This window comes from Nitrospira sp., assembly GCA_024760525.1.
GTDB lineage: Bacteria > Nitrospirota > Nitrospiria > Nitrospirales > Nitrospiraceae > Nitrospira_D.
In genome coordinates this window covers 845,621-868,126 of the sequence record CP060499.1, presented here as the reverse complement: position 1 = coordinate 868,126, position 22,506 = coordinate 845,621, and the positions used below count along the sequence as shown (strand labels likewise).

General features: G+C 55.7%; 24 protein-coding genes. 8 read left to right on the top strand and 16 right to left on the bottom strand.

All coding sequences use genetic code 11. The annotated features are described in order from the left end of the window. Positions 1-206: 206 nt before the first annotated feature. The 5 genes from H8K04_04195 to H8K04_04175 form a co-directional block, all read right to left on the bottom strand. Positions 207-767 (bottom strand): YqgE/AlgH family protein, encoded by a 561-nt coding sequence (locus H8K04_04195; protein ID UVT16763.1) that lies wholly within the window; start codon positions 765-767, stop codon positions 207-209. A gap of 73 nt (positions 768-840) precedes the next feature. After that, on the bottom strand, positions 841-1,632 hold the full coding sequence (locus H8K04_04190) for an acyltransferase (GenBank protein UVT16762.1): 792 nt from the start codon (positions 1,630-1,632) through the stop codon (positions 841-843). Between the two features lie 97 nt (positions 1,633-1,729). Further along, on the bottom strand, positions 1,730-2,092 hold the full coding sequence (locus tag H8K04_04185) for a metal-binding protein SmbP (GenBank protein UVT16761.1): 363 nt from the start codon (positions 2,090-2,092) through the stop codon (positions 1,730-1,732). A gap of 84 nt (positions 2,093-2,176) precedes the next feature. Then, a complete protein-coding gene (locus H8K04_04180) occupies positions 2,177-3,058 on the bottom strand; it encodes a sulfurtransferase (protein ID UVT16760.1) in 882 nt (293 codons plus the stop codon). Positions 3,059-3,091: 33 nt separating this feature from the next. Next, positions 3,092-4,036 carry a histone deacetylase gene (locus H8K04_04175; GenBank protein UVT16759.1) on the bottom strand — a complete coding sequence of 315 codons (945 nt, stop codon included), beginning with the start codon at positions 4,034-4,036 and terminating at the stop codon, positions 3,092-3,094. 186 nt (positions 4,037-4,222) lie between these two features. Between H8K04_04175 and H8K04_04170 the strand changes: the two genes are divergently transcribed. Both H8K04_04170 and H8K04_04165 read left to right on the top strand, forming a co-directional pair. Next, positions 4,223-4,540 carry a tetratricopeptide repeat protein gene (locus H8K04_04170; protein ID UVT16758.1) on the top strand — a complete coding sequence of 106 codons (318 nt, stop codon included), beginning with the start codon at positions 4,223-4,225 and terminating at the stop codon, positions 4,538-4,540. A 95-nt stretch (positions 4,541-4,635) separates the two neighbouring features. Then, positions 4,636-5,130, top strand: a complete 495-nt coding sequence (locus tag H8K04_04165; GenBank protein UVT16757.1) for a nucleoside deaminase — start codon at positions 4,636-4,638, stop codon at positions 5,128-5,130. Between the two features lie 18 nt (positions 5,131-5,148). On the opposite strand, the gene H8K04_04160 is transcribed toward H8K04_04165, so the two are convergent. Then, complete coding sequence (locus H8K04_04160) at positions 5,149-5,997, bottom strand: hypothetical protein (GenBank protein UVT16756.1); 849 nt, start codon at positions 5,995-5,997, stop codon at positions 5,149-5,151. Positions 5,998-6,048: 51 nt separating this feature from the next. After that, positions 6,049-6,381 carry a hypothetical protein gene (locus tag H8K04_04155; GenBank protein ID UVT16755.1) on the bottom strand — a complete coding sequence of 111 codons (333 nt, stop codon included), beginning with the start codon at positions 6,379-6,381 and terminating at the stop codon, positions 6,049-6,051. Positions 6,382-6,535: 154 nt separating this feature from the next. Here H8K04_04155 and H8K04_04150 point away from each other — a divergent pair, with 154 nt between their 5' ends. Continuing rightward, complete coding sequence (locus tag H8K04_04150) at positions 6,536-8,335, top strand: M3 family oligoendopeptidase (GenBank protein UVT16754.1); 1,800 nt, start codon at positions 6,536-6,538, stop codon at positions 8,333-8,335. Positions 8,336-8,459: 124 nt separating this feature from the next. Beyond that, positions 8,460-8,657, top strand: coding sequence for a (2Fe-2S)-binding protein (locus H8K04_04145; protein ID UVT16753.1), 198 nt, complete (start codon positions 8,460-8,462; stop codon positions 8,655-8,657). A gap of 74 nt (positions 8,658-8,731) precedes the next feature. Here the strand turns inward: H8K04_04145 and H8K04_04140 are convergent, their stop codons facing one another. Then, the gene (locus tag H8K04_04140) at positions 8,732-9,322 is read right to left on the bottom strand and encodes an NAD(P)H-dependent oxidoreductase (protein ID UVT16752.1); all 591 of its coding nucleotides are present in this window, start codon (positions 9,320-9,322) and stop codon (positions 8,732-8,734) included. 93 nt (positions 9,323-9,415) lie between these two features. After that, complete coding sequence (locus H8K04_04135) at positions 9,416-9,601, bottom strand: hypothetical protein (protein UVT16751.1); 186 nt, start codon at positions 9,599-9,601, stop codon at positions 9,416-9,418. A gap of 146 nt (positions 9,602-9,747) precedes the next feature. On the opposite strand from H8K04_04135, the gene H8K04_04130 reads away from it, so the two are divergent. Continuing rightward, positions 9,748-10,224, top strand: coding sequence for a DUF192 domain-containing protein (locus tag H8K04_04130; GenBank protein ID UVT16750.1), 477 nt, complete (start codon positions 9,748-9,750; stop codon positions 10,222-10,224). A 23-nt stretch (positions 10,225-10,247) separates the two neighbouring features. On the opposite strand, the gene H8K04_04125 is transcribed toward H8K04_04130, so the two are convergent. From H8K04_04125 to H8K04_04110, 4 genes are all read right to left on the bottom strand, one after another. Next, positions 10,248-12,425 (bottom strand): bifunctional (p)ppGpp synthetase/guanosine-3',5'-bis(diphosphate) 3'-pyrophosphohydrolase, encoded by a 2,178-nt coding sequence (locus H8K04_04125; GenBank protein ID UVT16749.1) that lies wholly within the window; start codon positions 12,423-12,425, stop codon positions 10,248-10,250. Between the two features lie 6 nt (positions 12,426-12,431). Then, positions 12,432-14,129, bottom strand: a complete 1,698-nt coding sequence (gene recJ / locus H8K04_04120) for a single-stranded-DNA-specific exonuclease RecJ (GenBank protein ID UVT16748.1) — start codon at positions 14,127-14,129, stop codon at positions 12,432-12,434. 156 nt (positions 14,130-14,285) lie between these two features. Further along, on the bottom strand, positions 14,286-14,483 hold the full coding sequence (locus H8K04_04115) for a ubiquitin-like protein Pup (GenBank protein ID UVT16747.1): 198 nt from the start codon (positions 14,481-14,483) through the stop codon (positions 14,286-14,288). Positions 14,484-14,696: 213 nt separating this feature from the next. Continuing rightward, positions 14,697-16,751 carry a sodium-translocating pyrophosphatase gene (locus tag H8K04_04110; GenBank protein UVT16746.1) on the bottom strand — a complete coding sequence of 685 codons (2,055 nt, stop codon included), beginning with the start codon at positions 16,749-16,751 and terminating at the stop codon, positions 14,697-14,699. Positions 16,752-17,077: 326 nt separating this feature from the next. Between H8K04_04110 and H8K04_04105 the strand changes: the two genes are divergently transcribed. From H8K04_04105 to H8K04_04095, 3 genes are all read left to right on the top strand, one after another. Further along, complete coding sequence (locus H8K04_04105; protein ID UVT16745.1) at positions 17,078-18,250, top strand: PQQ-dependent sugar dehydrogenase; 1,173 nt, start codon at positions 17,078-17,080, stop codon at positions 18,248-18,250. Positions 18,251-18,334: 84 nt separating this feature from the next. Then, the gene (locus H8K04_04100; protein ID UVT16744.1) at positions 18,335-18,589 is read left to right on the top strand and encodes a hypothetical protein; all 255 of its coding nucleotides are present in this window, start codon (positions 18,335-18,337) and stop codon (positions 18,587-18,589) included. After that, positions 18,586-19,317, top strand: coding sequence for a hypothetical protein (locus H8K04_04095; protein ID UVT16743.1), 732 nt, complete (start codon positions 18,586-18,588; stop codon positions 19,315-19,317). Before H8K04_04100 ends, H8K04_04095 begins: the two co-directional genes overlap by 4 nt. A 94-nt stretch (positions 19,318-19,411) precedes the next feature. Here H8K04_04095 and H8K04_04090 read toward each other — a convergent pair whose 3' ends face one another. The 3 genes from H8K04_04090 to H8K04_04080 all read right to left on the bottom strand — a co-directional run bounded on the left by H8K04_04090 (position 19,412) and on the right by H8K04_04080 (position 22,506). Next, positions 19,412-20,635: a hypothetical protein gene (locus tag H8K04_04090; protein ID UVT16742.1), complete on the bottom strand. Its 1,224-nt coding sequence runs from the start codon at positions 20,633-20,635 to the stop codon at positions 19,412-19,414. Positions 20,636-20,738: 103 nt separating this feature from the next. Further along, positions 20,739-22,052, bottom strand: coding sequence for a hypothetical protein (locus H8K04_04085; protein ID UVT16741.1), 1,314 nt, complete (start codon positions 22,050-22,052; stop codon positions 20,739-20,741). A gap of 4 nt (positions 22,053-22,056) precedes the next feature. Further along, positions 22,057-22,506, bottom strand: a complete 450-nt coding sequence (locus H8K04_04080; protein UVT16740.1) for a PDZ domain-containing protein — start codon at positions 22,504-22,506, stop codon at positions 22,057-22,059.

Genomic DNA, 22,506 nt, shown 5'->3' with positions numbered 1-22,506 from the left:
CTACGGATGGCCAATTCGGTTTTTGCGCCGCGTGACGGTGGCGTCAGCGCTTCTCAGCCCGAACGATAGTGCAGAAAAGACGACCAATTAGCAAGGCCGAGCGCTCCAACGACGAGACAGGCACACCCTTCTCACATGCCGTTTGACTCAAGCATTCGGCGCGATACGCTGCAACGACGATAGGATAGAGAAGCGACTCAGAGGCCTCAGTTGCAGGACGGATCGAACGGCATCTCGGCATAGGGCTGGTAGGCTTCGCCCAGGGTGCTCAAGATATCCCCCCAAACACGGACCGGGTCTTTCTCAAATACCGCCTGGGGGTCGGCAGGTAAGGTGATCCATGACCCGGTCTTCATCTCGTTTTCCAGCTGGCCGGGTCCCCATCCCGAATACCCCAAGTAGGCGCGGAAGGATTCTTTGGTACCGGCTCCGGTGAGAATGCGTTCGACCATGCCGACGTCGCCGCCAAGGCAGACTCCGTCGAACACATGGTGCGCATTTTCCGGGAACTCGTCACCTTTATAGAGCAACATGACTTGATTCGTCTGGACAGGCCCACCGGCATAGAGCACGTGGCCGGCTCCCTCGATGACGGGAACCTGTGGAAGGGCTTCGGAAATGGACATGGCCGTGGGTCGATTCACAATGACGCCGAGGGCGCCTTCCGGCCCATGTTCACACAGCAGGACGACGGCCTGGCGGAAGTTTGGGTCACGCAGGCTTGGAGCGGCGATGAGAAAAATGCCTTTGCGGAGTTCTGTGGTCATGAGCGAAATCCTACCGTGCCCGCTGAACTTGCGCAAGCACTGTGCTCCTCTTGACGGATGATGAGACTCGGGGTCACATTTTATACAGCGACGTGCGGCGATCACGAAGCAGATCGTTGAATCGATTCAAGCGTTTGTTGCGAGCCTCGGCTGGATCAATATCAAGAACGGTCAGCTCTTCTTGGTCACAAGACGCTCTATGCTGAATGACTCCCTTGGGCGTGACGACTTCGCTCTGGCCGATGTAGGTCAACCGCTCTTTCCCTCCGCGCGCCTCACTGCCGATGCGATTACAGGTGACGGCAAACACTCGATTTTCAAGGCACCGGACCGGCATGGAATCCGGACAATTCGGCAAGACCAGGTTGGAAGGATGGCAAATGATTTCGGCCCCCTGCATCGCCAATGTCCGGGCGGCTTCCGGATAGTACCAATCGAAACAGATCATGATACCGATCTTCGCTGATCCGATATCCCAGACAAGAAATCCCGAGTCACCCGGAGTGAAGAACTGCGTCTCCTCGTAAAAGAGATGGGTCTTTCGGTAACAACCAAGAAACCCGGATGGTCCGACGATCACGGCGGAATTGTAACAGCGGGACCCGGACTGTTCAGGAAGTCCCGCCACAATATGCATCCGGCGCCGCTTCGCAATCTCTCCCAGCCGTCGCACCGTCGGACCGTCGGGAACCGGCTCGGCGAGCTGTTGCGTTTCCTCCTGAGACACGAACTGATAGCCAGACGCGAACAATTCCGGCAGCACGATAAGATCGGCATCAGCCTGTTCCAACTTGGCCGTCACTCTTTCGAGATTCGTGGACACATCGCCAAAGCGTGGATCGAACTGGTAGTACCCGACTCGCATGGTACGCTCCGCTCCATACAAGAACGGGCAGGGACTCCTCCCTGCCCGTTCCTTGAAACACGTGTGTTGAACTGAGGCTAGCGGCTGCCGATGTCCGCTACTTTACTTCGGCCAGATGCGTAGCTCCGCCTTCAGCATGTTCGGTACAGGCTTCCGCGTGCCCTGCCTTTCCATGCTTTACCGCCTCTGTCAGATGCTTGACCCCTTCTTCCAAATGCGGGTTTTTCATTCCTGCAGCTGTAGCGTGCTTGAGCGCTTCAGTCGCGTGTTCGACACACGCATCCGCATGTCCTTCTTTCCCATGGGACGCGGCGCCTCTCGCATGTTCGACCGCTTCACCAATGTGTTTATTCCCGGCAGGCGGTGAGCCTGCGACGGCGAGCCCACTGAACAGCGGAACCCCGACAAGCATCCCGGTCACGGCCACAACCAACGCGCTTTGACGGATCTTCATGGTCATTGCGTCCCCCTTCTGGTTAGTGTTCGCTGCTCAGCGGATTGTTTGATGGATTAAATTCACCTTACACAGCGCTCGTCGGACGTGTCAAGAAGGTTTGGCCGCCGGATCGAAACCGAGGATTTTTTGGAGCGCGTGAAGATCTTTTTCGACCGGGCACGCGTAGTCTCGACTCCACTCCCACCAGGATCCGGGATAATTGCTGATTTTCTGATACCCGACGAGTTTAAGTATGAAATAGAGCCAGCCCGCTCGAACGCCCCCGGTACAGTAACAGATCACATCTTGTCCGAAATGAATACCCTTCGCTTCCAACATCTCCTTGATCATGGACGGATCCTTGACGGTCGCGTCCTTGTTCAGGAATCCATTCCAGGCCACATGGATGGCCGACGGGATGTGCCCGGACCGCGAAATGCCCGATATTTCTTTCCCAAGATATTCTTCAAGACTGCGAGCGTCCAGAATCGCCGTCTCAGGATGCGAGCCCCTGACGACCGCCTTGAGGTCATCTTTCGCCATGATCAAGGACGCCACCGGTCGAGCAGTGAAGTTTCCGAGTACGGGAGACACACGTCCATGCTCGAACGGCCGCTTCTCGGCTGTCCACTTCACCCATCCCCCGTCCAAAATCCGTATATGTGAGTGCCCCAGATATTCCAACATCCAAAACATACGCCCTTCGTCGCCCCAGTTGTCAAACGGATTGGAGTAAATCACCACATCGCTGTCGTGATTGATCCCCAATCGACGGAGGATCAGCTCAATCCGGCCAAGATCGGGATTCAACAGCCCTTTCGGCACGGCATTGGGATCGCTGTACTCATGCCATGTCGAATGCACAGCGCCGGGGATATGCCCGCCGAATTCGTAAGCCGACTTCCCACGGACGTCGATGATGACGAGGTTAGGCCGGCCAAGCAGCCGCTGCAACGACTCAGTATCGATTAACAGGGGATGTTTCATCATGTCATACACCCGCAATGATTTTCAGTCCGCATGTCAGGCGTTCACAAGCGCCTCGACGTGTGCGTGGACCGACGCAGCCAATGCTGTCAGATTATAGCCGCCTTCGAGCGAAGAGAGAATGCGACCTTTCGCATGACGCTTGGCGATCCCCGCTACAATGTCCGTCAAATCCGCATAGCCCGCTTCAGTCAACGCCATGCTCGCCAAGGGATCATCTTTGTGCGCGTCGAATCCCGCCGAGATGATGACAAGCTCAGGTTTGAAGGCGTCTGCTGCGGGAACGAGTGACTTCTGAAAGACCGCCCGATACTCGTCGTCTCCCTCACCGGACGCCATCGGTACATTGATCGTGAATCCCTCTCCCGCTCCATTCCCTCGTTCCGTAGCCCCCCCGGTGCCGGGATAATGGGGATACTGATGCGTGCTGAAGAACAAGACGGACGGATCCTCCTCAAAGCTATGCTGCGTCCCGTTCCCGTGATGGACATCCCAGTCGACGATCATCACTCGGTTGAGCCCGTACTTCTTTTGCGCATAACGCGCCGCGATCGCGACATTGTTGAAGAGACAGAACCCCATCGCCCGCCCGGCTTCGGCATGGTGGCCGGGAGGCCGGACGGCACAGAAGACGTGGTCAACTTGATGCATCATGATGGCATCGACCGCCGCCAAGGCTCCTCCCGCCGCCAGGTAAGCGGCATTCAGCGAGCCGGGAGACATCGACGTATCGGGATCCAGCGAAACGCGCCCAGCGGCGGGAGTTGCTCGATTGAGCGCCGCAACATAGCTGGAGCTATGAACCAGAGTAATCCATTCCTCTTCAGCTCTTCGCGGCTCGATCCGAACCAAGCGAGTTGCAGTTCCGCTCTGCTCCAACTGCCGCATAATGGCACGCAACCGATTGGGAGACTCCGGATGTCCGGACCCCATGTCATGCTCAAGATAGGCCGGATGATAGACGAGACCGGTTCTTCCCATGTGATCCACTATGTCGATGGTCGTTCGTAAAGCGTATCTCGAAAAATCAGAGCACCACGCGTCACACGAGATATGAACGATGAGATTCGAGCTATACTGTCAGATTATCATGCAGAAAACGCCATAGACAATGCGCGATGCGCATGATACCGTCCGCCAGCGGTCGCGACGATAAGGAGTCACGAAATGCCCAATCCCCGGATCGAGCCGCTCAAGAAAATTCTGGTCATGGATCCCAACGATGATGTGGCCTGGTTCGGCTTGGGGAAAGCCTACATGGATGACGGCAATTTCGAAGAAGCAGCCAAATCCTTGCGTCAGTGCGTCACGGTAAAGCCGACCTATTCGGCCGCCTATCTCGCGCTCGCCCAATCACTCCAGAAGCTGGGACGCCTGGAAGAATGCCGAACCGTCTGCGCGACAGGCATCGACGTATCCACCAAAAACGGCGATGCCATGGTCACGAAGCATCTCGATGCGTTACAGCTTTCTCTCACGTCGTGAAATCCGGATGGTCGTCCGCTTCTCCCTTTCGCCTTCCAGCCTGGGCCGTCCGTCTTGCGCGCCGCCAAACACCTATTGTTGCGGCTGTCGATCGCATGCGATTTGCCATCCAGCTTGCGATGACCAATGTGACGTCCAGGACCGGCGGACCATTCGGCGCGGCCATCTTCGAAACTCGGACCGGGCGGCTCGTCGCCGTGGGCGTGAATCTCGTCGAATCGTCGAATTGCTCGCTGGCCCACGCCGAAACCGTTGCGCTGGCGAATGCCCACCGCGTCCTGGAACACTTTGATCTCAGCGCAACCGGCCTGCCGAAACTCGAGTTGATCACCAGTTGTGAGCCGTGTGCCATGTGTTATGGCGCAATCCTGTGGTCCGGTGTTCGCAAGATTGTCTGCGGCGCCAGAAGTCACGATGCCGCAGCGATCGGGTTCGACGAAGGACCGAAACCCAGGAACTGGGTGGCGGCATTTGAACAGCGCGGGGTCTCCGTGATCCGAGACGTTTGCCGCAAAGATGCCATCGCCGTCTTCCAGCGTTATCGGCAAGCCGGAGGCCGCATTTACAACGCGCGGAAGGCGCCGAGATAACTCCACATGGCGAAGGAGCTATAGCGTTTGCCTGACTGAGGCAGTCTGAGCTTCGGAGAGCGGAACTGAAGCTCTGGGGTTCCGAATCAGCATGCGGACGCGCGGCTGAGTCTGCTGGTGCTTGGCCCGTTCGATCACCTCGACATTCGTAAGCCTCAGCGCCGCGCGCGAGGGAATCGGCTCCACATCCCAGAGTGAAATCAGGACGGCGCTGAGATGTCGAAGTTTCATCAGATCAACGGTTATGGAGCCGGCCAGGGCCTTCACGTCCATTCGAATCTGCTCTCGCCGTCCTTGATGCCCACCCCGGAGGTCCGCCCTCGGAATCGAGATGCTCAAAAGTACCGGTTCGCAGTAGTCGGCAAGCTGCCTGGCCTTTTGCCTGATGCGAGCCGAGATTCGGTGGATCAACAGCACGCCACGATCTGTTTCCACACCGTCTTCTTCGCCGTTCATGACAACGCGAAGCGGAAGCCGTCGTCGTTCGGCGGAACCGACCATCGCCGTCACCTCTACAAAAAACCGTTCCGATTCATGACGACATTCAAGGTCGGCTGTTCGAGCTAGTGACTCGGGCAGAAATGCGACGTGGAGTCCGACACGAATCAACTGCGTGGCCAACTCCAACTCCGCCAAGGCGGATTCTTGTACGCCGGAATCGTGATGGGTGAGGCGATGAAGAAGTCGTCCGAGTCTAAGCCGGCTTGAGTGATCGGAACAGTTTCCATGCAGCAGATTCAAATGGTCATTGAGATGGCGAGGAAGCCCCTTTTGGAGATGACGCTCGGCGGTTATCGCAGGAATACCATGCAAGCCGTACAAGCGGGAACGCAGTTTGATCGTGCGTCGAGGCCGCCAGGATGTCATCGCGCCTTTCCCTGTCCCGTGAGCCGTCGCCCCGCGAGGGACCAACGACGGTCATGAGACCGGCTCGCTGCCTTCGTCGTCCTCCGGAGACTCACCCAAGACATCCGGCCGTTGCGCGGCAATCTCAGCGTACGCTGCATCCAACCAACGTCCAGCACAGCCCAATACTTCACGTACCAATGGTTCCGGCTGTCCCGTTCGTTTGATCGTCCACTGTGACACGTATTCGAGCAGCGCATCCCGCTCGAATGATCTGGTGGAATGTGTGGCCAGCGTCGAGAGCTCGCCTAGACCTGTGTGCAGTATATCCGCCACGGTCTCACGCGCATAGGACGTGCTGGCGGTCACATACTGAACGACACGATGGAGTTCCTGCTCGTTCATTTCTTACCGGCTCAAGAGATTTTTGCATCTCGACGATTGACTGTCAACGCCGCGGTATTTCTGTTTACGCTTGAGGATTCTCTCCAATCACGGCGCAGCTTGGTGATAAGATGTTCCGTGCCCACGATATGAGCTTCACGTAAGGAGATTGGCAATGACCGCTCGACGTCCCGTCCGTCGTAGACATTCCGGTTCCACGGTATCAGACCAGTGGGATCTCACTCACCTGGTTAAAGACCCATCGAAGGACTTGGAACGGCACTTGGCGGATCTTGATGCACAAGTCAGGCAAGTCGAGTCGGTTCGTCCCCAGCTGCAGGCGACAATGGCCGGCGATGACTTCAGAGCGATTCTGAAGCTCACCGAGTCGATCGCAGAGGGCTCAGCTCGGCTTGGCGCGTTCGCCTATCTGTGGTTCTCAGAAAACACTACATACCCGACGTCACGCTCTTTCAAGACACAAGTGGAAGAGCGACTCACCGCGCTGAATAATCGCCTGCTCTTCTTCGATCTGTGGTGGCAGGAAGTTGACGATGTCAATGCCGAGCGACTGATGGCCGATACCGGCGACCTGCGATATTACTTGCAGACGATCAGACGCTATAAGCCTCATACGCTTTCCGAACCGGAAGAGAAAATCATCAACGTAAAGAATGTCACCGGACGCAGCGCCGTCAATACATTCTATGACGTGGTGACTAACGGGCTGACTTTTACGATGAGGATCGGCGGGAAGACGCGCTCCATGAACCGCGAAGAACTCATGAGCTACGTCCGGAGCCCCAAGGCTGCTGTCCGACAGGCTGCTTACAAAGAACTTTACCGCGTATTTTCCGCGCAACGCGATCTACTCGGGGAGATGTATCGAACTCTCGTCAACGATTGGAAGTCCGAGAACGTAGGACTTCGGAAGTTCTCCTCTCCCATTGCCACTCGCAATCTCGGCAATGATATTCCGGATCACGCGGTTGATGTCCTGTTGGAGACCTGCGCGAAGAATGCCGATATCTTCCACGCGTACTTCAGGTTGAAAGCGAAGATCTGCAAGCTCAGGCCGATGAGCCGATATCACATTTATGCGCCCCATCGGGTAGAGGCGAAGAAGTATCGGTACGCCGATGCCGTCGCGATGGTACTCGAGGCCTATCGCGAGTTTTCTCCCCGCCTGGCAGATCTGGCCGAAGAGGTCTTTCGAGCGCGGCATATCGATGGACCAACACGCCCAGGTAAGCTTGGCGGTGCTTACTGCTATAGTGTGGCCCCGGGCCTGACCCCGTATGTCATGTTGAATTTCACGGGTGAAGCCCGAGACATCGCCACCATGGCGCACGAACTTGGCCATGCCGTCCATGGGATGATGGCACAAGACCATTCGGTCTACACCTTTCATTCGACACTCCCGTTGGCAGAAACCGCATCGGTGTTCGGCGAGCGCATTCTCTCAGATGCGCTGATCTCGCAAGAGCAAAACAAGTCCGTACGACAGGGCCTGCTCCTCAATCAGTTGGATGATATCTATGCCACCGTCCTACGCCAGGCCTATTTCGTTCGGTTTGAAAAGATGGCCCACCACATGGTGGCGGACGGTGCGACGGGCGATCAGCTGGCGCAGGCCTATTTAGCGGAACTGCGGCAGCAATTCGGCAAGAGCGTACAGGTGCCCGACGAGTTTCAATGGGAGTGGGTCACGATTCCCCATATTTTCGCCAGCCCGTTCTACTGCTACGCGTATAGCTTCGGCAATCTGCTCGTGTTGGCTCTTTACCGCATGTATAAAGAGCAAGGAGCGTCATTCATTCCGAAGTATCTCGACCTGCTCGCAACCGGAGGATCTCAATCGCCGCAAGACATCCTGAGCAAGGTGGGGGTTGATATGGGATCAGAGGCTTTTTGGCAGTCGGGATTCAATACCGTCCGAGATATGGTCGATCAGCTGGAACTGACCCTCTCGTAGCCTCTATCCGTCGAATCTACAAAGTGAATCCTTGATTCTGGTTACCGCCTGGGAAGGACTTGACAAATTCTCGAAGTCATGAAATACTGAGAATGCTTCTCATAATCGTTCATCTGGAGGAGAGATGTACGTTTGCTTGTGCAAAGGAATTACAGAAGCTGATGTTCGTGAAGCAGGGCGAGCAGGATTTGTGATGCCATGTCAGCTCAAATCCAAGTTTGGCCTCAAGCAAAGCGGCAGTTGTGGCCGCTGCGCGAGGAATATTCATGAATTTGTAGAGATCGCGGTCCAAGGGGCAGCGACCAGCACTGTGGACCGGTAACCATCCGTTCCCCGCACGCGCCGGTTTACGAGAAGAGATTCCGTGTCCCTTCCTCGCATCTTTCACAGGATAATTCAACGCGGCGAACCAACTCTGACGAGCTTCGTGACCTCGGCCACACGTTGGCCTAACGCTTTGGCCTCTGCAAGCTCCTTATTATCGATCCCTGGGCTGTCACCCTCGGTTGTCGCCGACGCCCCGAACGCGCCACCGCCGCTCACCACAATCATTTGATTCCCAAGCATTGCGGCAAGAATGGTCAACATGGTGACTTCCTTACCCCCTGAGATTTGCCCCCCTGTGGCGAAGGCTGCACCGACCTTGTTCTTCATCTTGAATTCAGGAAAGACACCGAACTTGAATTGCCAGTTATCGAAGAAGGTTTTCACCTCCCCTGACATGTTGGACCAATACACGGGCGAGCCGACCACTACCGCATCGGCGGCAAACAGTTCCTCCGCGGTCACCTGTCCGACACGCTTGACCACAACCTCGGTGCCCGAGACGGATCGTGCGCCGGCGACCACTGCTTCTGCCATACGTTCGGTGTTTCCCGAGAGAGAATGGTAAGTCACGAGGATTTTGATCGACGGTGAGGCTTCGTCCGCTAAAGACTTCGATACACAGCCGGCGCAAACCGTGACCAGCGTCAGCGCGACGACCAAGAGACGCCGCCACTTCCACTCACTCAGCCTAGCGGTCCGTATTTGGTGTGATGGCACAACGTCACGACCAGGATATGGGAGAAACGAGAGGCGCTAGTGCCGAAACGTTTCTTCCTCCATGTGTTCTTCAACCGACACTTCCGTCAGCGTTCCACGATACGTGCAGCGATGGCAACGAATCCGCCATTCTTCAATCCATTTCTCCTGGACGTAAGATTGGCGACATCCTGGACACACGAACACTCCCTTTTTATAGAGCACCCGCCGTTTTTCCTGCATAGTTTCCTCTCTGTCGAATCCGGCCGGAGGAGGATGGCACAACCTCCGACATGATTGCAATATTCGCGGAACCGGAGACGGGCCGGCCGCCATTTTCATCGGATGGCCTTCTTGACTGAAGAGGAGGCGATCATTACGATGCGCTCATGTGTGGCAGGGCTCCTTCGTTCCTCGCTCTTTGCGCCTTGGTGTTCACCGGGTCACTCTTCGGCACTATTCCAATCGGTCTCGCGGCCGATTCCGGGCTCGTCTCGATCCAGACTCCTTCAGGCGTCACCATTCAGGCCGAAATCGCCGACACGCCGAGAAAGCGTGCTCAGGGCCTCATGTACCGAGATCACCTCGAGAAAGACCATGGGATGTTGTTCTTTTTTAGCGAACCCCAGGCGTGGTCATTTTGGATGAAGAATACCAAGATTGCGCTCGATCTGATCTGGTTGGACGATAAAAAGCGAGTCACGCATGTCGAACGGAACGTGCCGATTTGCACCAAGACCGACGATTCATGTCCTCAATATCGTCCGAATAGCGATGATGCCGTGTACGTCCTCGAGATTGCAGGCGGTACGATTGATGGGTATAAGATCGAGAAAGGAACAAAATTACTGTTCGGCAGACCCTAAGTCTATTCCTGCGACGCACTCGCTCATGATTTTTGTCTCCAAGATCTCAGACGTCTCGCCGTAATGACACCCTCTACCCGTTCGATGGCTTTCAACACTCGATTCAGGTGATCCGTATCGGCAACCTCGACCACGAAATCCAGCTCGGCTTTGCGGTCTTCCCTGGTGATGATTTCGGCCCGGCTGATGTTCGCCTGACACTCAGCGATGGCCGACGAGACATTCGCCAGGACCCCGGTCTTATCCTCCGCAATCACGGCGATTTTTACCGCGTGTTGGCTGGGCGTGGCGGTATCCCATTCCACTTCAACCAACCGTTCTCGATCATAATCTAACGCTTCCAAGTTAGGGCAGTCGACAGAATGAATTGTCAGACCCCTTCCGCGGGTGATGTATCCCAAGATTTTGTCACCGGGAACCGGATTACAGCAGCGGGACAGTTGCATCAAAAGATCACGGCCGCCCTTCACCTGAACTCCCCGTTCTTCTCTTCCCCGGCTTGGGACTTTTGGGAGGGTCACAGGTTCCGGCTGAACAGGCGCATTCCCGGATGCAGGGGTGATCAACCTTCCGACGATTTGAGCCGTGGCGACATTGCCGAATCCAACGGCTGCGGCCAGTTCGTCAGTCGATTCATATCCTTCTTGTTTGGCGATCTCGAGCAGTGAATCGGACTTCAACACTTGTGCCGGAGCTAACCCATGACGACGGATCTCCGCTTCGAGCAAGCGCCGGCCGATTTCCAGGCTTCGCTTCTGTTCCTCCGCTTTGATCCAATGTTTGATTTTTGTTTTTGCCCGTGACGTTCGGACGAACTTGAGCCAGTCCTTGTGCGGAGTCTGATTGGACGACGTCAGGATCTCGATGGTATCACCGCTCGTCACCTCATGCTTGAGCGGAACGATCTTACCGTTGACCTTCGCACCGACACAGTGATCGCCCACTTCCGTATGAATGGCATACGCAAAATCCACCGGGGTCGCCCCCTTGGGCAGCTCTTTCACCATTCCCTTAGGCGTAAAGACGTACACGACGTCGTGGAACAGCTCGAGTTTCACCGAATCCATGAATTGGCGGTTATCCGGCAAGTCCTTTTGCCATTCGATGAATTGCCTCAGCCATCCAAATGCTTTGCTGTCTTTATCCTGCACCCGCCCCTGTTCCTTATATTTCCAATGGGCCGCGATCCCGTATTCGGCCACACGGTGCATCTCCTCAGTGCGAATCTGAAATTCCACATGCTCGCCTTTCGGTCCGACCACGGTCGTATGGAGCGACTGATAGAGATTGGACTTGGGAATCGCGATGTAATCCTTGAAACGGCCCGGCAACGGACGCCACAGCGAATGGATCACCCCGAGTACCGCATAGCAGTTCATCTTGGTATCGGTAATGATCCGTAACGCAGTGAGGTCATAGACCTCTTCAAACGAGATCGATTGCTTCTTCATCTTTTGATAGATGCCGTAGAGATGCTTGGGCCTGCCGTACACCGCCCCAGCCAGCCCGTTTTCCACCAGAGCCTTCTCGACCAGTGCTTGGACCTCTTGGATATATTGCTGGCGATCTTCGTCCCGCTTCGCGACGCTGACGCGCAAGGTTTCGTAGACATCCGGCTTGAGATGTTTGAGGCAGAGATCCTCGAGCTCGTTCTTCACCCAGCCGATTCCGATGCGGTTGGCCAATGGCGCATAGATCTCCAGCGTCTCCTGTGCAATCTCTTGGCGCTTACTTTCTTTAAGGTGTTCGAGTGTCCGCATATTGTGGAGTCGGTCGGCCAGCTTGATGATCACGACGCGGATATCATCCGCCATCGAGAGCACCATTTTGCGGAAGTTTTCGGCCTGCTTCTCTTCGGAGCTTCGAAAGGTGATCTTCCCGATCTTCGTGACTCCGTCGACGAGCTGGACGACTTCCTTGCCGAATTCCTGTTGAAGTTCATCGGCCGTGGCCACCGTATCTTCCAACGTATCGTGGAGGAGTCCAGCCACGATTGCTGTGGCGTCGGTTTTGAGGGCCGTCAACACACCGGCCACCGCCACGGGATGTTTTACGTAGGGTTCGCCGGAGCGGCGTGTTTGTCCTTCGTGGGCTTTGGCGGAGAACTGATAAGCCTTTCGCACCAAAGCGAGATCGGCGTCCGGTTGATAGCTTTGGAGGCGATCCAGCAGTTGGTCGATATCTGTGACAGTTTCGTACATCGTCTGTTACTCACACCCCGCCGCCCTTATGTCTCGAATACGCAATTGAATTCGATCATAGCCATTCCAATGGTTGAGCTCGGGCGTAAAGGCAACGTCGACGGGTGTCTTTAACGACAACCCCTGATCCTCCAGCGATTTCATCCCGAATCCTATACTATCAAACGGTAAAGACCTGTCCTGCCGGACTGTCAGCTTCAAATGCTTCTCTCCGACAACGCGTGCGTTGAGGACATCCAGACGCCTGACGGCGAAGGTCGGCTCCGGATTCCCGGCACCGAATGGATGCAGCACGCCGATTTCCCGGATCAGCTGAAGCGTGATCTCGTCCAGACGCACTTCTGAATCGACATGCAACATGGGAACGCTTTGAGTCTCCCGGATCCATGCTTCCGCGATCGCAGCAAACCGCTCCGCAAATTCCGGCAACATCGCCTCCTGAATGGTGACCCCGGCCGCACTGGGATGACCACCGAATGCCATAAGCAAATCCCGGCAACTCGCTAAGGTTTGATAGAGGTCGAATCCGGGTATGGTCCGAGCCGATCCTTTCCCGACCCCGTGTTCATTCACGGCAACCACGACCGTCGGACGGTGAAAGTGCTCCATGATGCGGGCAGCCACGATACCGACGACTCCCAGATGCCACCCTCGCGCGTACAATACGATACCGGCGGGTAACTCCCGTGATTCGACCTGTCTTAATGCATCCCGAAGAATATCGGCCTCAAGTTCCCGGCGAGCTCGATTCAATTGCTCCAAGTCTTCAGCCAACTCTTTGGCTTCCCGCTCCGACTCCGTAGTCAGGAGCTTGACGCCTTTGATGGCCTCATCCAAGCGCCCCGCGGCATTGAGTCGAGGCCCGAGTTTGAAGGCGATCGTCTCCGCCGTGCAGTCACGACTAATGCCCGCCACCTGTTTCAAGGCCCGTATGCCGCAGCGGGCACCTCGTGAAATATGGGCGAGGCCCTCGCGAACGAACAGTCGGTTTTCATCCTGGAGTGGAACGACATCGGCGATCGTCGCAAGTGCGGCCAAATCCAACAGCGACTCCAAGGACGCAGAACCCGATCCATATTTTATCTCATAGGCCTGGGCGACCTTATAGGCAAGCCCGCCGGAACAGAGCCCATGAAAGGGATACTGGGCCTCCCGGCGATGCGGATTCATCACTGCCAGAGCAGGCGGCATATCCATATCGCTTTGATGGTGATCGGTCACGATCACATCCATCCCGAGTTCATTTGCGACGGCAATCTCACGGTGCGATGTCGTCCCGCAGTCGGACGTGACCAGCAAAGTGACACCTTCCTTGGCCAATATCCTGACGGCAGCCTCATTGAGACCATAGCCCTCTCGCAAGCGGTGAGGAACGTATGCTCGAGCTTCAGCGCCAAGCCCGCGGAAGAATGAGAGGTAGATACTGGTGGCGGACATGCCGTCCACATCGTAATCACCATAAAAGCACACCCGCTCGTGCCGTCGCATTGCCTGATGAAGACGGTCAATCGCCCGCTCCATGTCGGGAATCAGGAAAGGATCATGCGTCTTGATCGGGGACATCCAAGCTGTCGCCTGGTCCACACTGGTGACACCGCGATTGAGCAACAGTGACGCAGTAGCCGAGGAGATCGACAAGGCCCGAGATATGAGGCCGCGTTGGACGGGATCTACCTGGCGAACGACCCAGAGCTTAGACTTCATCCTCGCCTCCTTACGGGCCTGGGCCGTTCCAACATTCAGACCAGGGATCACAGGGAAAGGTAAAAGACTGTAATAAGCCGCTTCTACTTTGTCAAACAGATAGGCTGCGAGGACGGGTAAGCTTCGTCGAACAAGAGGGGAGACTTCGAACCTGCGCTATTCCCCTCCTTTCTGAACGTAATTCTTCACAAATTCTTCAGCGTTTTTTTCAAGGACATCATCGATTTCGTCGACCAGTTTGTCGATGTCCTCTTTAATTTTCTTGCCGGCCTCGACGACCTTGGGATTGGCCTTTACTTCTTCCTTCCCTTGCGGCTCTCGTTTGGCTTCCTGTTTTCGCTCTTGCTTTTCCATCCGAGCACCTCCCAAGAATCCGGGATAGTCACATTCACCTTACTCCAGCACTCGCGAAGCCGTCAAGCCAAGGTAGAATCTATAAATGGCCTCTCGTGGAATACAAGCCGATTCCCTCAGGGGAGTTTGTAATTGAGAGAGGAACCCTCCCAGATCAGGTGACAGATGCTTTTCGTCACGCAAACAACGTCTCACCAAAGACGAGAGGCGCTATTATACAATCAGCGAAACAATGAGCAGAGCCACGATATTGATCACCTTGATCATCGGGTTGATGGCTGGACCTGCCGTATCCTTGTACGGATCACCGACTGTATCGCCCGTAACCGCCGCCTTGTGTGTTTCGGTGCCCTTTTTGCCCTGCTCTTCGATGAACTTCTTGGCGTTGTCCCACGCGCCACCGCCGCTTGTCATGGAAATCGCAACGAACAGACCGGTCACGATGCTGCCGACCAACACGCCGCCGAGCGCTTGTGGGCCAAGCACCACACCGACAACCACCGGCGAGACCACAGGAATCAAACCGGGAATCATCATCTTTTGAATTGCCGCCTGGGTCACGATATCCACACAGGTCCCATACTCCGGCTTACCTGTCCCCTCCATGATGCCTTTGATCGTTCTGAACTGCCGCCTTACTTCTTCCACAATCAGCCCTCCCGCTTCACCGACGGCCCTCATACACATGGCGCCGAAGATAAACGGCAACATACCGCCGAGGAACAGCCCAACCAGGACTTTTGGATTGGAAAGATCGAATGCAGCCAGCGCCGGATTGTGTGCGGCCACCTCACGCGAGTATTCGGCAAACAGCACCACTGCCGCCAATGCGGCAGACCCAATCGCATACCCTTTGGTGACCGCCTTCGTCGTATTGCCGACGGCATCCAATGGATCGGTGATGTCGCGCACTTCCTTGCCCAGGTGCGACATTTCGGCGATACCACCGGCGTTATCGGTGATCGGACCAAAGGCATCGATCGCGACAACGATCCCGGCCATCGAGAGCATGGACACCGCTGCAACGGCGACGCCATAAAGCCCTCCTGATTCCGCCCCACCGCAAATCCAGTAACTGCCGAGAATCGCCGCGGAAATCACCACCACAGGAGCCGATGTCGACTGCATGCCTACTGCCAGGCCTGCGATAATGTTGGTGGCGTGCCCGGTTTCGCTGGCTTTGGAAATATACTTTACCGGCTCATAACTCTTCGACGTGTAGTAGTCGGTAATGAACACGAGCGCCAAGGTCACAGTCAGACCAATTAGTGCCGCAAAGTAGTAGCTCATGCCGCTGACACCACCCACCCCATCCATGATTTTTGAGGTAATTGGGAAGAACGCCGCGGCCGAAATCCCGCCGGCCACAAACAACCCCTTATAGAGGGCGGTCATGATTTCACCGCCCTCGCTGACCTTTACAAAGAGAATACCGATGATGGTCGCAAAGATCGTCACGCCACCCAAGGCCAGCGGATAAAGAATCGGGGCGGTCGCTCCCTTGAACATTGTAAACGCCAGCACCATTGCTGCCACTGTCGTCACGGCATAGGTCTCAAACAGGTCTGCCGCCATTCCGGCACAATCTCCCACATTGTCACCGACGTTATCCGCGATAACAGCCGGATTCCTCGGATCATCCTCTGGAATACCCGCCTCGACCTTGCCGACCAAGTCGGCGCCGACGTCCGCTGCCTTTGTGTAGATCCCACCGCCGACACGCGCAAAGACCGAGATCAAGCTGCCGCCGAAGCCGAGACTGAGCAATGCATGGATGGCTTTCTCCTGACCGGCAATCGACTGAGCGATGGTATAGAAGGCCGTAATGGCCAGCAGGCCGAGCCCGATCAGCAAGAGACCGGTCACCGCCCCACCCCGGAAAGCAACGATCAGGGCGGCGTTCATGCCGTTATGCGCGGCTTGCGCAGTGCGCACATTGGCGCGAACCGCGATAATCATTCCGACATAGCCGGCGATGGACGAGGCTCCCGCGCCGACCAAGAAACCAATCGCGGTGAGCAAGCCGAATTTATCCGACACTGCTCCGGCAGCTGCCAGAACAACGAACAGACCCGCCGCCACGAAGCCGACAGTTTTGTACTGTCGATTCATATAGGCGCCGGCACCTTCTTGAATGGCCTTTGAGATTTCCTGCATCTTCGCGTTGCCGGCATCGAGCTTGAACACCCACATCGCCAGGTACAGTCCATAGGCAATACCGGTCACGGCCGCGATGAGTGCAAAGATTACAATCGCTGAATCACTCACTGGCAATCCTCCTGCTGGTTAAACGAACTCCATATGTCACACGGCTCTCCGTGGCTTCAACCCATCCAAAGTACATGCGCGAGTGGGGAAACCCAAGGCGGGCGGAGTCGAATCAGAAGCTAACCACCCGAAAAGCTCAGCCATTCTATAGGGTTAGCCTGAGCGGATCAAGACAAAATACTGGGCGTTTGAAATAGTGACGATGACGGTGTTCAATCGTTGCCGACACGTGAGATGAACACGCCGCCTTCCATTGATCTAGCGATTTGCCGCCGGTTGGAATGATAGGATACAAATCATCCTTCAAGCAGGACAACAGCCCAACCATGCGACAGACAATCATCCGCATAACTCTTGGTTGGTATTTCGTCGGTCTCCTCGCAGCGTGCAATAGTGCCAGTGACCCACAGAACACGAATACCGTCCCGACTGCAACCAGCCTTCAGCTCCAACTCGTCGCCAGCAGTCTGAACTCTCCTGTGTTCCTCACCGCTCCTCAGGGTGACTCCACCCGTCTGTTTGTCGTGGAACAGGGTGGTATCATTAAGGTTCTTGATCGTGTAACGGGAACCGTGCTCGCCACATATCTCTCTTTAACCGGCATCACCAGCGCAGGAGAACGAGGATTACTGGGGCTGGCCTTTGACCCAGACTACAATGCGAACGGCCGCTTCTACGTCCAGTATACGGATGCCAATGGCACGATCACGATCGCTCGGTTTTTGGTATCAGCAACGAATGCCAACCTCGCCAATCCGGTTTCGCAGGTCATCTTAGTTTCCATTCCGCATCCGACCTTTGCCAACCATAACGGAGGCATGTTGATATTCGGACCGGATGGTTGTCTATATGCAGGAGTCGGTGACGGAGGAAGCTCAGGGGATCCCGGCAACAATGCTCAGAACCTCGCAAGTCGGCTGGGGAAGATTCTCCGGATCGATCCGACCACCGGAGCTGCCTGTACGAATGGAGAAATCAATCCTTTTGTCCTCGGCGGAGGTGATCAGTTGGTCTGGAGCTATGGACTCCGTAATCCCTGGCGTTTTTCGTTTGATGGTGACGATCTGTATGTCGGAGACGTCGGCCAAGGCGCACGGGAAGAGGTTAATGTGTCACAAGGACCCAGTGCAGGACGCGGACTGAATTACGGATGGCGGCTCATGGAAGGATCGATCTGTTTTAATCCGACTGTCAACTGTAATAGCGGTGGACTCACCTTGCCGATCCTGGAATATACCCACGACAACGGAGCCTGCGCCATCACCGGCGGCTACGTGTATCGAGGCCAGGCAGTGCCGGCAATCCAAGGCACCTATTTCTATGCGGATTTCTGCGCCCGCTTTGTTCGCAGTTTTCGATTCGACAACGGGTCGGCTCTCGAACAAACAGAGTGGCCTCTGCTTACCGTACCTTCAATAACCAGCTTCGGCCAAGACAGTTCAGGAGACCTTTATATTCTGACTCAAGATGGCAATGTGTTTCGGATCGTTCCGAATTAGAATGCTGATGACTGGCTTCATGGTTGCCCGTGAGCTAGTTTACGTCCATCGTCTACTTTGCTATAGTTCGCCATAAGAAACTCTATGGAATTCGAACCAAATTACATCGTGATCGACGGCCAGACCTTCACGAAGGCGAAACTCGCATTAGACAATCATGTCTACAAGAACTGCCAGATTGATGACTGTGATCTGTATTATAGCGGCGGGCAATACGAGCTCCTCGATACGCATATCACCAATTCCCGTCTGATCCTGAACCATCCCGCCAAAGGCATTTACAATGCCTTGCAAATCTTCAAGATGAAGTCCCCTGGTTCCCGCATTCTCTTTGAATGACCGTTTTCTTCATGCCCTACACCTACGACTACACCAATGCCGCCACCGGCAGCGAGAGCGCATCCGCGCGCTACTGGCGCTTTGCCAAGATGGCGCTGACCCGCTGGACAAGGGCCAAGACCTTTACCTTTGATGGGCGATCGTACCCCTACCTCTATCACTTCTGTAACAAGACTTGGAAAAATGAGCGTGGCGTTGAAATCCCGATCTTCCGGGAAATCCTTCTTCGTCATCAGACTGCACGAATTCTCGAGGTCGGCAACGTGCTCTCGCATTACTTCCCGACCCACCACGATGTGGTCGACAAGTACGAGGTAGCTCCCGGTGTCATCAACAAGGACATTGTCGAGTTTGTGCCAACAGAGCGGTACGACCTTATCCTGAGTATCTCAACGCTGGAACACGTCGGATGGGACGAGGAGCCGCGAGAGCCGGATAAAATGCTGCGGGCCATCAAACACCTTCGGAACCGATGCCTGGCCCCCGGTGGACAGATCGTGGCCAGCTTGCCGATGGGTTACAACGAGTTTTTCGACGGGCTGCTCCGAGACGGCAAGAGCCCCTTTACCACGCAGCGCTTTCTCAAGCGGGTCTCAAAGCGGAACTACTGGGTCGAGTCGGATAGGGAGCAATGCCGCAACGTGCCGTACGGCCGGTTCGTTGCGTATGCCCTCTGTATCGGTATCATCCAAGGGGGACCGCCTCTGGCAACGGCGGAATGCACATGACGCGGCGTTCGTGGAGTGTATCCCGCGGACAAGCTTGTGAACGCTGCGCCCTCATCCGGTTCGCGCCTCATGAGAGACGGACGGCCAATGGCGATTACCTGCTGACCGGAATATTCTCCGTCCGCTTCACGATCTCGATCGGCTGGAAGGCGGGATCCTGTGCTCCATGGGATGATTCTGCTTCGACGCGCTGGAGAAATGATTCGGGGCCATTCAAAGGCGAGTAATTCAACCCGACTTCAATATCGAACGTCTTCGTGTCTTTCGGGGTCGGAAATGTGAATGTTTCCTCTTTGGTTTCTTCCGGTTTCAAAACCGTGTCTTCTGCCACTTTCGTCGCTTCAAAGTCAAAGATCGTCTTCTGTCCTCGAGCGTCCACGTACGTCCGACCATAGACACGTTTATCCGTGAACACCGTTTTGAGGTTTTTCCCTTTGACGTCCAGATTTAACACCACCGCAGCCCAGGCAGGATGGGTGGCAGGCAGGTTGTGTGGTACCAGGCTTTGGACCTTTACCATGACAGTCGTCTTGTCACCGTCGACTTTCGTCTGCACGTCTAATTTCGCAGCCTCTTGCCGAAGCTTGCCGATACGACCCGGGAAGCTATGATTGGCGATCTTGCGTTTCTTTTCCCCGTTGGCCGACTCCCCGACTTGTTGCGGCATATGGCACGTCTGACATTCTTTGCCGGACTTTATGGCCTGGCTTTGGTCCCAATTCCCCAGCAAGTCGTTGGACTTGCCCAAGTTCACCGCCGACGGCACGGACTGATGGCAGTTCAAACACAGATCGGATTTCTGGAACAGACTCAGTTCCATCGACTGGTGCGCGAGATTCTGGACGAAATCCTGGTATGGGCCATACAGTGTCTTGCCGCCGATCTCATACTTCGGTTCCGGCGGATGCTTCGCTCGATCCACGTGCTTGATCAGATGGCACTGGCTGCACGCGACGCCGTCCAAGGACGGATCACCCGCCTTCGCTTGATCGACAAAGAGTTGCGCATGATCCGGGAATTCTCGGACGTGCGGAGCATGACACCTGAAGCACAACGTTTTGTCCTTTCCACCGGCTGAGTTCAAGTACATATCGAGTGACGCACGGAATGCCGGGGAATGGATGGACTTCGACAAAGGCGAGGTTTCCCACTCTTCATACACCCGCTCGTGACACCGTTTGCACTTGTTGGAATGTGGGAAGGTCTTCTCGATCAACGACTGGCCAGCCGCATTCTGTGCCAGGGCGGATGTACCCGCGCCATCGGATAACACAGCGGCACCGATCATTACGACCAAACAGAGCCCAACTACTACCATGGTAAGCAATGGCTTCACTCTCGAACGGTCAGCGGCCACGCATCGGTACGTTGAGTCTCCGAGCGAAGCGAGCACGACGCTGGAGGACTTTTTCATCATTCTGCTAGGAGAGTGATTTGACACGATAGGTCAGAAAGCGCCGCTGCGTATATTCCTGGATGATCTTCCGCGCCTCTTCGCGTTCGGTGTCCGCTTGGAGAGTGGCGAAATACCTTTCCTGTAAGGGAGGCTCAGGCTTTGGAATAAGGGCATAGGTCAGCACGGCCTCGATTGACGAGGCGGCGGCCCCCCGGGGAAGCGTCAGTGCAAAGGGAACCTTCCTCGTGTTGCCACCCTTGATGAAGGGATCAGGGATCGGCCCGCGAAGGATCTTGTCATAGGGCAAGCCAAACTGTTTTGTCTCTTCCGCTAACGTGCTCCCTTTCGCATCTTTCACCGTGATCGTCAGAAAAAACTGCTTCAGGACCGGATCGCCATCGGGAAAACTGTGCGGGAGGCTGCCGACTTTTACAATGCCGGTGCCTTCCACCACCATGCCGGTTCTTGTCGCCTCAATGTCAATGCGAGGCATCCACTCCGCTTGCAGATTTCGGTTCTTCAACATCGTCCCGGCGACGACGACACCACGAAACCAGTGGCGTCCGATGGCTCTGGTCATTGCTCCACGCCTCGAGGTGGAGCTCCCGGTCGAGGACTCCATGTGGCAATCCTGACAAATTGTTCCCTCAAGAATTTCCCCCGGCAGATTCTTCTGCGTCACATCCTTCACTTTATCGAAATGACAAGATGCGCAAAAACTGGCTGCGCGAAACTGATCCGACTGCACGGCCTGATGGACGAGGTTCTCCTCGGGATTGGAGTACGGACCGTAGAGTGTGTTGCCCGGCTGCAGTGTGAAGGTCGGCGGCGAGTTTGAGGTCTTGTCCATTCCGTTCATCAAATGGCAGGCCGCACAACCGATCCCCTCGATCCTTGGCTTCCCGGCAATCACTTGCGCCGCAATCTTCTCGGCATGCTGAGGGAACGTGATCACGGACGGCACATGGCACGCGAGACAACGCTGCTGTTCGTCTGGCGTGGGATTCGTCTGCTTCCAAAGACCCAGGACGGCACGAAAGACCGGAGACTCCAGCGACGTGCCGTGTAGAAGAGCGGCATCCACACGGCCAAAGATTTTCAAATCCGGCGTCTGCTCCCTGGCGCCCTTCCACTCTTCATAATGACGATCGTGGCATTGTTTGCAGTCTTCCGACCGGATGAATACTTTTTCAATCTCTGCGACCCAATTCCCGGGGGCTTGCCCCTTGGCATCCTCCGCAGCCGCTTGCCGATGATACAGGCCGCCGCTCACAAGAAGGGCAAGACATATCGATACGGCTGTAATTCGCCGACGATTGCCGGCGGACATATTCAACATTCTGCTAATCCCGCTTACAGCCGACGAAATGAAAATTGACGCCCCATCCGACAGGATCGTCGGGATCGGCCGGCTCATAGGTTCCAACGGTAAAATTGCATTCTTTCATGGCTTTTTTGATGGCCCGCCCGAAGTCCGTCATGGTTCGGATCTCTTGTTTGTCGATTTCCTTGATGACGGATCGCACCTTGATCCCCGCATAGTCCGCGCGCGAGTTTCCGATCACCTCGAACACTGCAACGCCCTGTGGTTTCTGAAGCTTGAGTTCCTTTTGAATCTCTTCATCCACGGCGCCGACAATGATCCCAAACTCTTCTCCAAGCTTGACCGCTTCTTCTTCCGTCATGGCGCCGTTCTGGGTCGCGGCCCACGCGCTTTCCATACCACCCACAAGAAGACCGCCGACCAGCATCACGTTCCATACAATCCGTGCTCTCAAAATCCTGTGTGCCAC

What these genes read in the sequence shown, in the direction of transcription:
- H8K04_04160 (UVT16756.1), bottom strand. Translation starts at nt 5,997, where the DNA reads ATGACATCCTGGCGGCCTCGACGCACGATCAAACTGCGTTCCCGCTTG.
- H8K04_04175 (UVT16759.1), bottom strand. Translation starts at nt 4,036, where the DNA reads ATGGGAAGAACCGGTCTCGTCTATCATCCGGCCTATCTTGAGCATGAC.
- H8K04_04180 (UVT16760.1), bottom strand. Translation starts at nt 3,058, where the DNA reads ATGATGAAACATCCCCTGTTAATCGATACTGAGTCGTTGCAGCGGCTG.
- H8K04_04145 (UVT16753.1), top strand. Translation starts at nt 8,460, where the DNA reads ATGTACGTTTGCTTGTGCAAAGGAATTACAGAAGCTGATGTTCGTGAA.
- H8K04_04185 (UVT16761.1), bottom strand. Translation starts at nt 2,092, where the DNA reads ATGACCATGAAGATCCGTCAAAGCGCGTTGGTTGTGGCCGTGACCGGG.
- H8K04_04135 (UVT16751.1), bottom strand. Translation starts at nt 9,601, where the DNA reads ATGCAGGAAAAACGGCGGGTGCTCTATAAAAAGGGAGTGTTCGTGTGT.
- H8K04_04115 (UVT16747.1), bottom strand. Translation starts at nt 14,483, where the DNA reads ATGGAAAAGCAAGAGCGAAAACAGGAAGCCAAACGAGAGCCGCAAGGG.
- H8K04_04085 (UVT16741.1), bottom strand. Translation starts at nt 22,052, where the DNA reads ATGTTGAATATGTCCGCCGGCAATCGTCGGCGAATTACAGCCGTATCG.
- H8K04_04155 (UVT16755.1), bottom strand. Translation starts at nt 6,381, where the DNA reads ATGAACGAGCAGGAACTCCATCGTGTCGTTCAGTATGTGACCGCCAGC.
- H8K04_04190 (UVT16762.1), bottom strand. Translation starts at nt 1,632, where the DNA reads ATGCGAGTCGGGTACTACCAGTTCGATCCACGCTTTGGCGATGTGTCC.
- H8K04_04150 (UVT16754.1), top strand. Translation starts at nt 6,536, where the DNA reads ATGACCGCTCGACGTCCCGTCCGTCGTAGACATTCCGGTTCCACGGTA.
- H8K04_04170 (UVT16758.1), top strand. Translation starts at nt 4,223, where the DNA reads ATGCCCAATCCCCGGATCGAGCCGCTCAAGAAAATTCTGGTCATGGAT.
- H8K04_04130 (UVT16750.1), top strand. Translation starts at nt 9,748, where the DNA reads ATGTGTGGCAGGGCTCCTTCGTTCCTCGCTCTTTGCGCCTTGGTGTTC.
- H8K04_04195 (UVT16763.1), bottom strand. Translation starts at nt 767, where the DNA reads ATGACCACAGAACTCCGCAAAGGCATTTTTCTCATCGCCGCTCCAAGC.
- H8K04_04125 (UVT16749.1), bottom strand. Translation starts at nt 12,425, where the DNA reads ATGTACGAAACTGTCACAGATATCGACCAACTGCTGGATCGCCTCCAA.
- H8K04_04100 (UVT16744.1), top strand. Translation starts at nt 18,335, where the DNA reads ATGGAATTCGAACCAAATTACATCGTGATCGACGGCCAGACCTTCACG.
- recJ (UVT16748.1), bottom strand. Translation starts at nt 14,129, where the DNA reads ATGAAGTCTAAGCTCTGGGTCGTTCGCCAGGTAGATCCCGTCCAACGC.
- H8K04_04090 (UVT16742.1), bottom strand. Translation starts at nt 20,635, where the DNA reads ATGGTAGTAGTTGGGCTCTGTTTGGTCGTAATGATCGGTGCCGCTGTG.
- H8K04_04095 (UVT16743.1), top strand. Translation starts at nt 18,586, where the DNA reads ATGACCGTTTTCTTCATGCCCTACACCTACGACTACACCAATGCCGCC.
- H8K04_04105 (UVT16745.1), top strand. Translation starts at nt 17,078, where the DNA reads ATGCGACAGACAATCATCCGCATAACTCTTGGTTGGTATTTCGTCGGT.
- H8K04_04165 (UVT16757.1), top strand. Translation starts at nt 4,636, where the DNA reads ATGCGATTTGCCATCCAGCTTGCGATGACCAATGTGACGTCCAGGACC.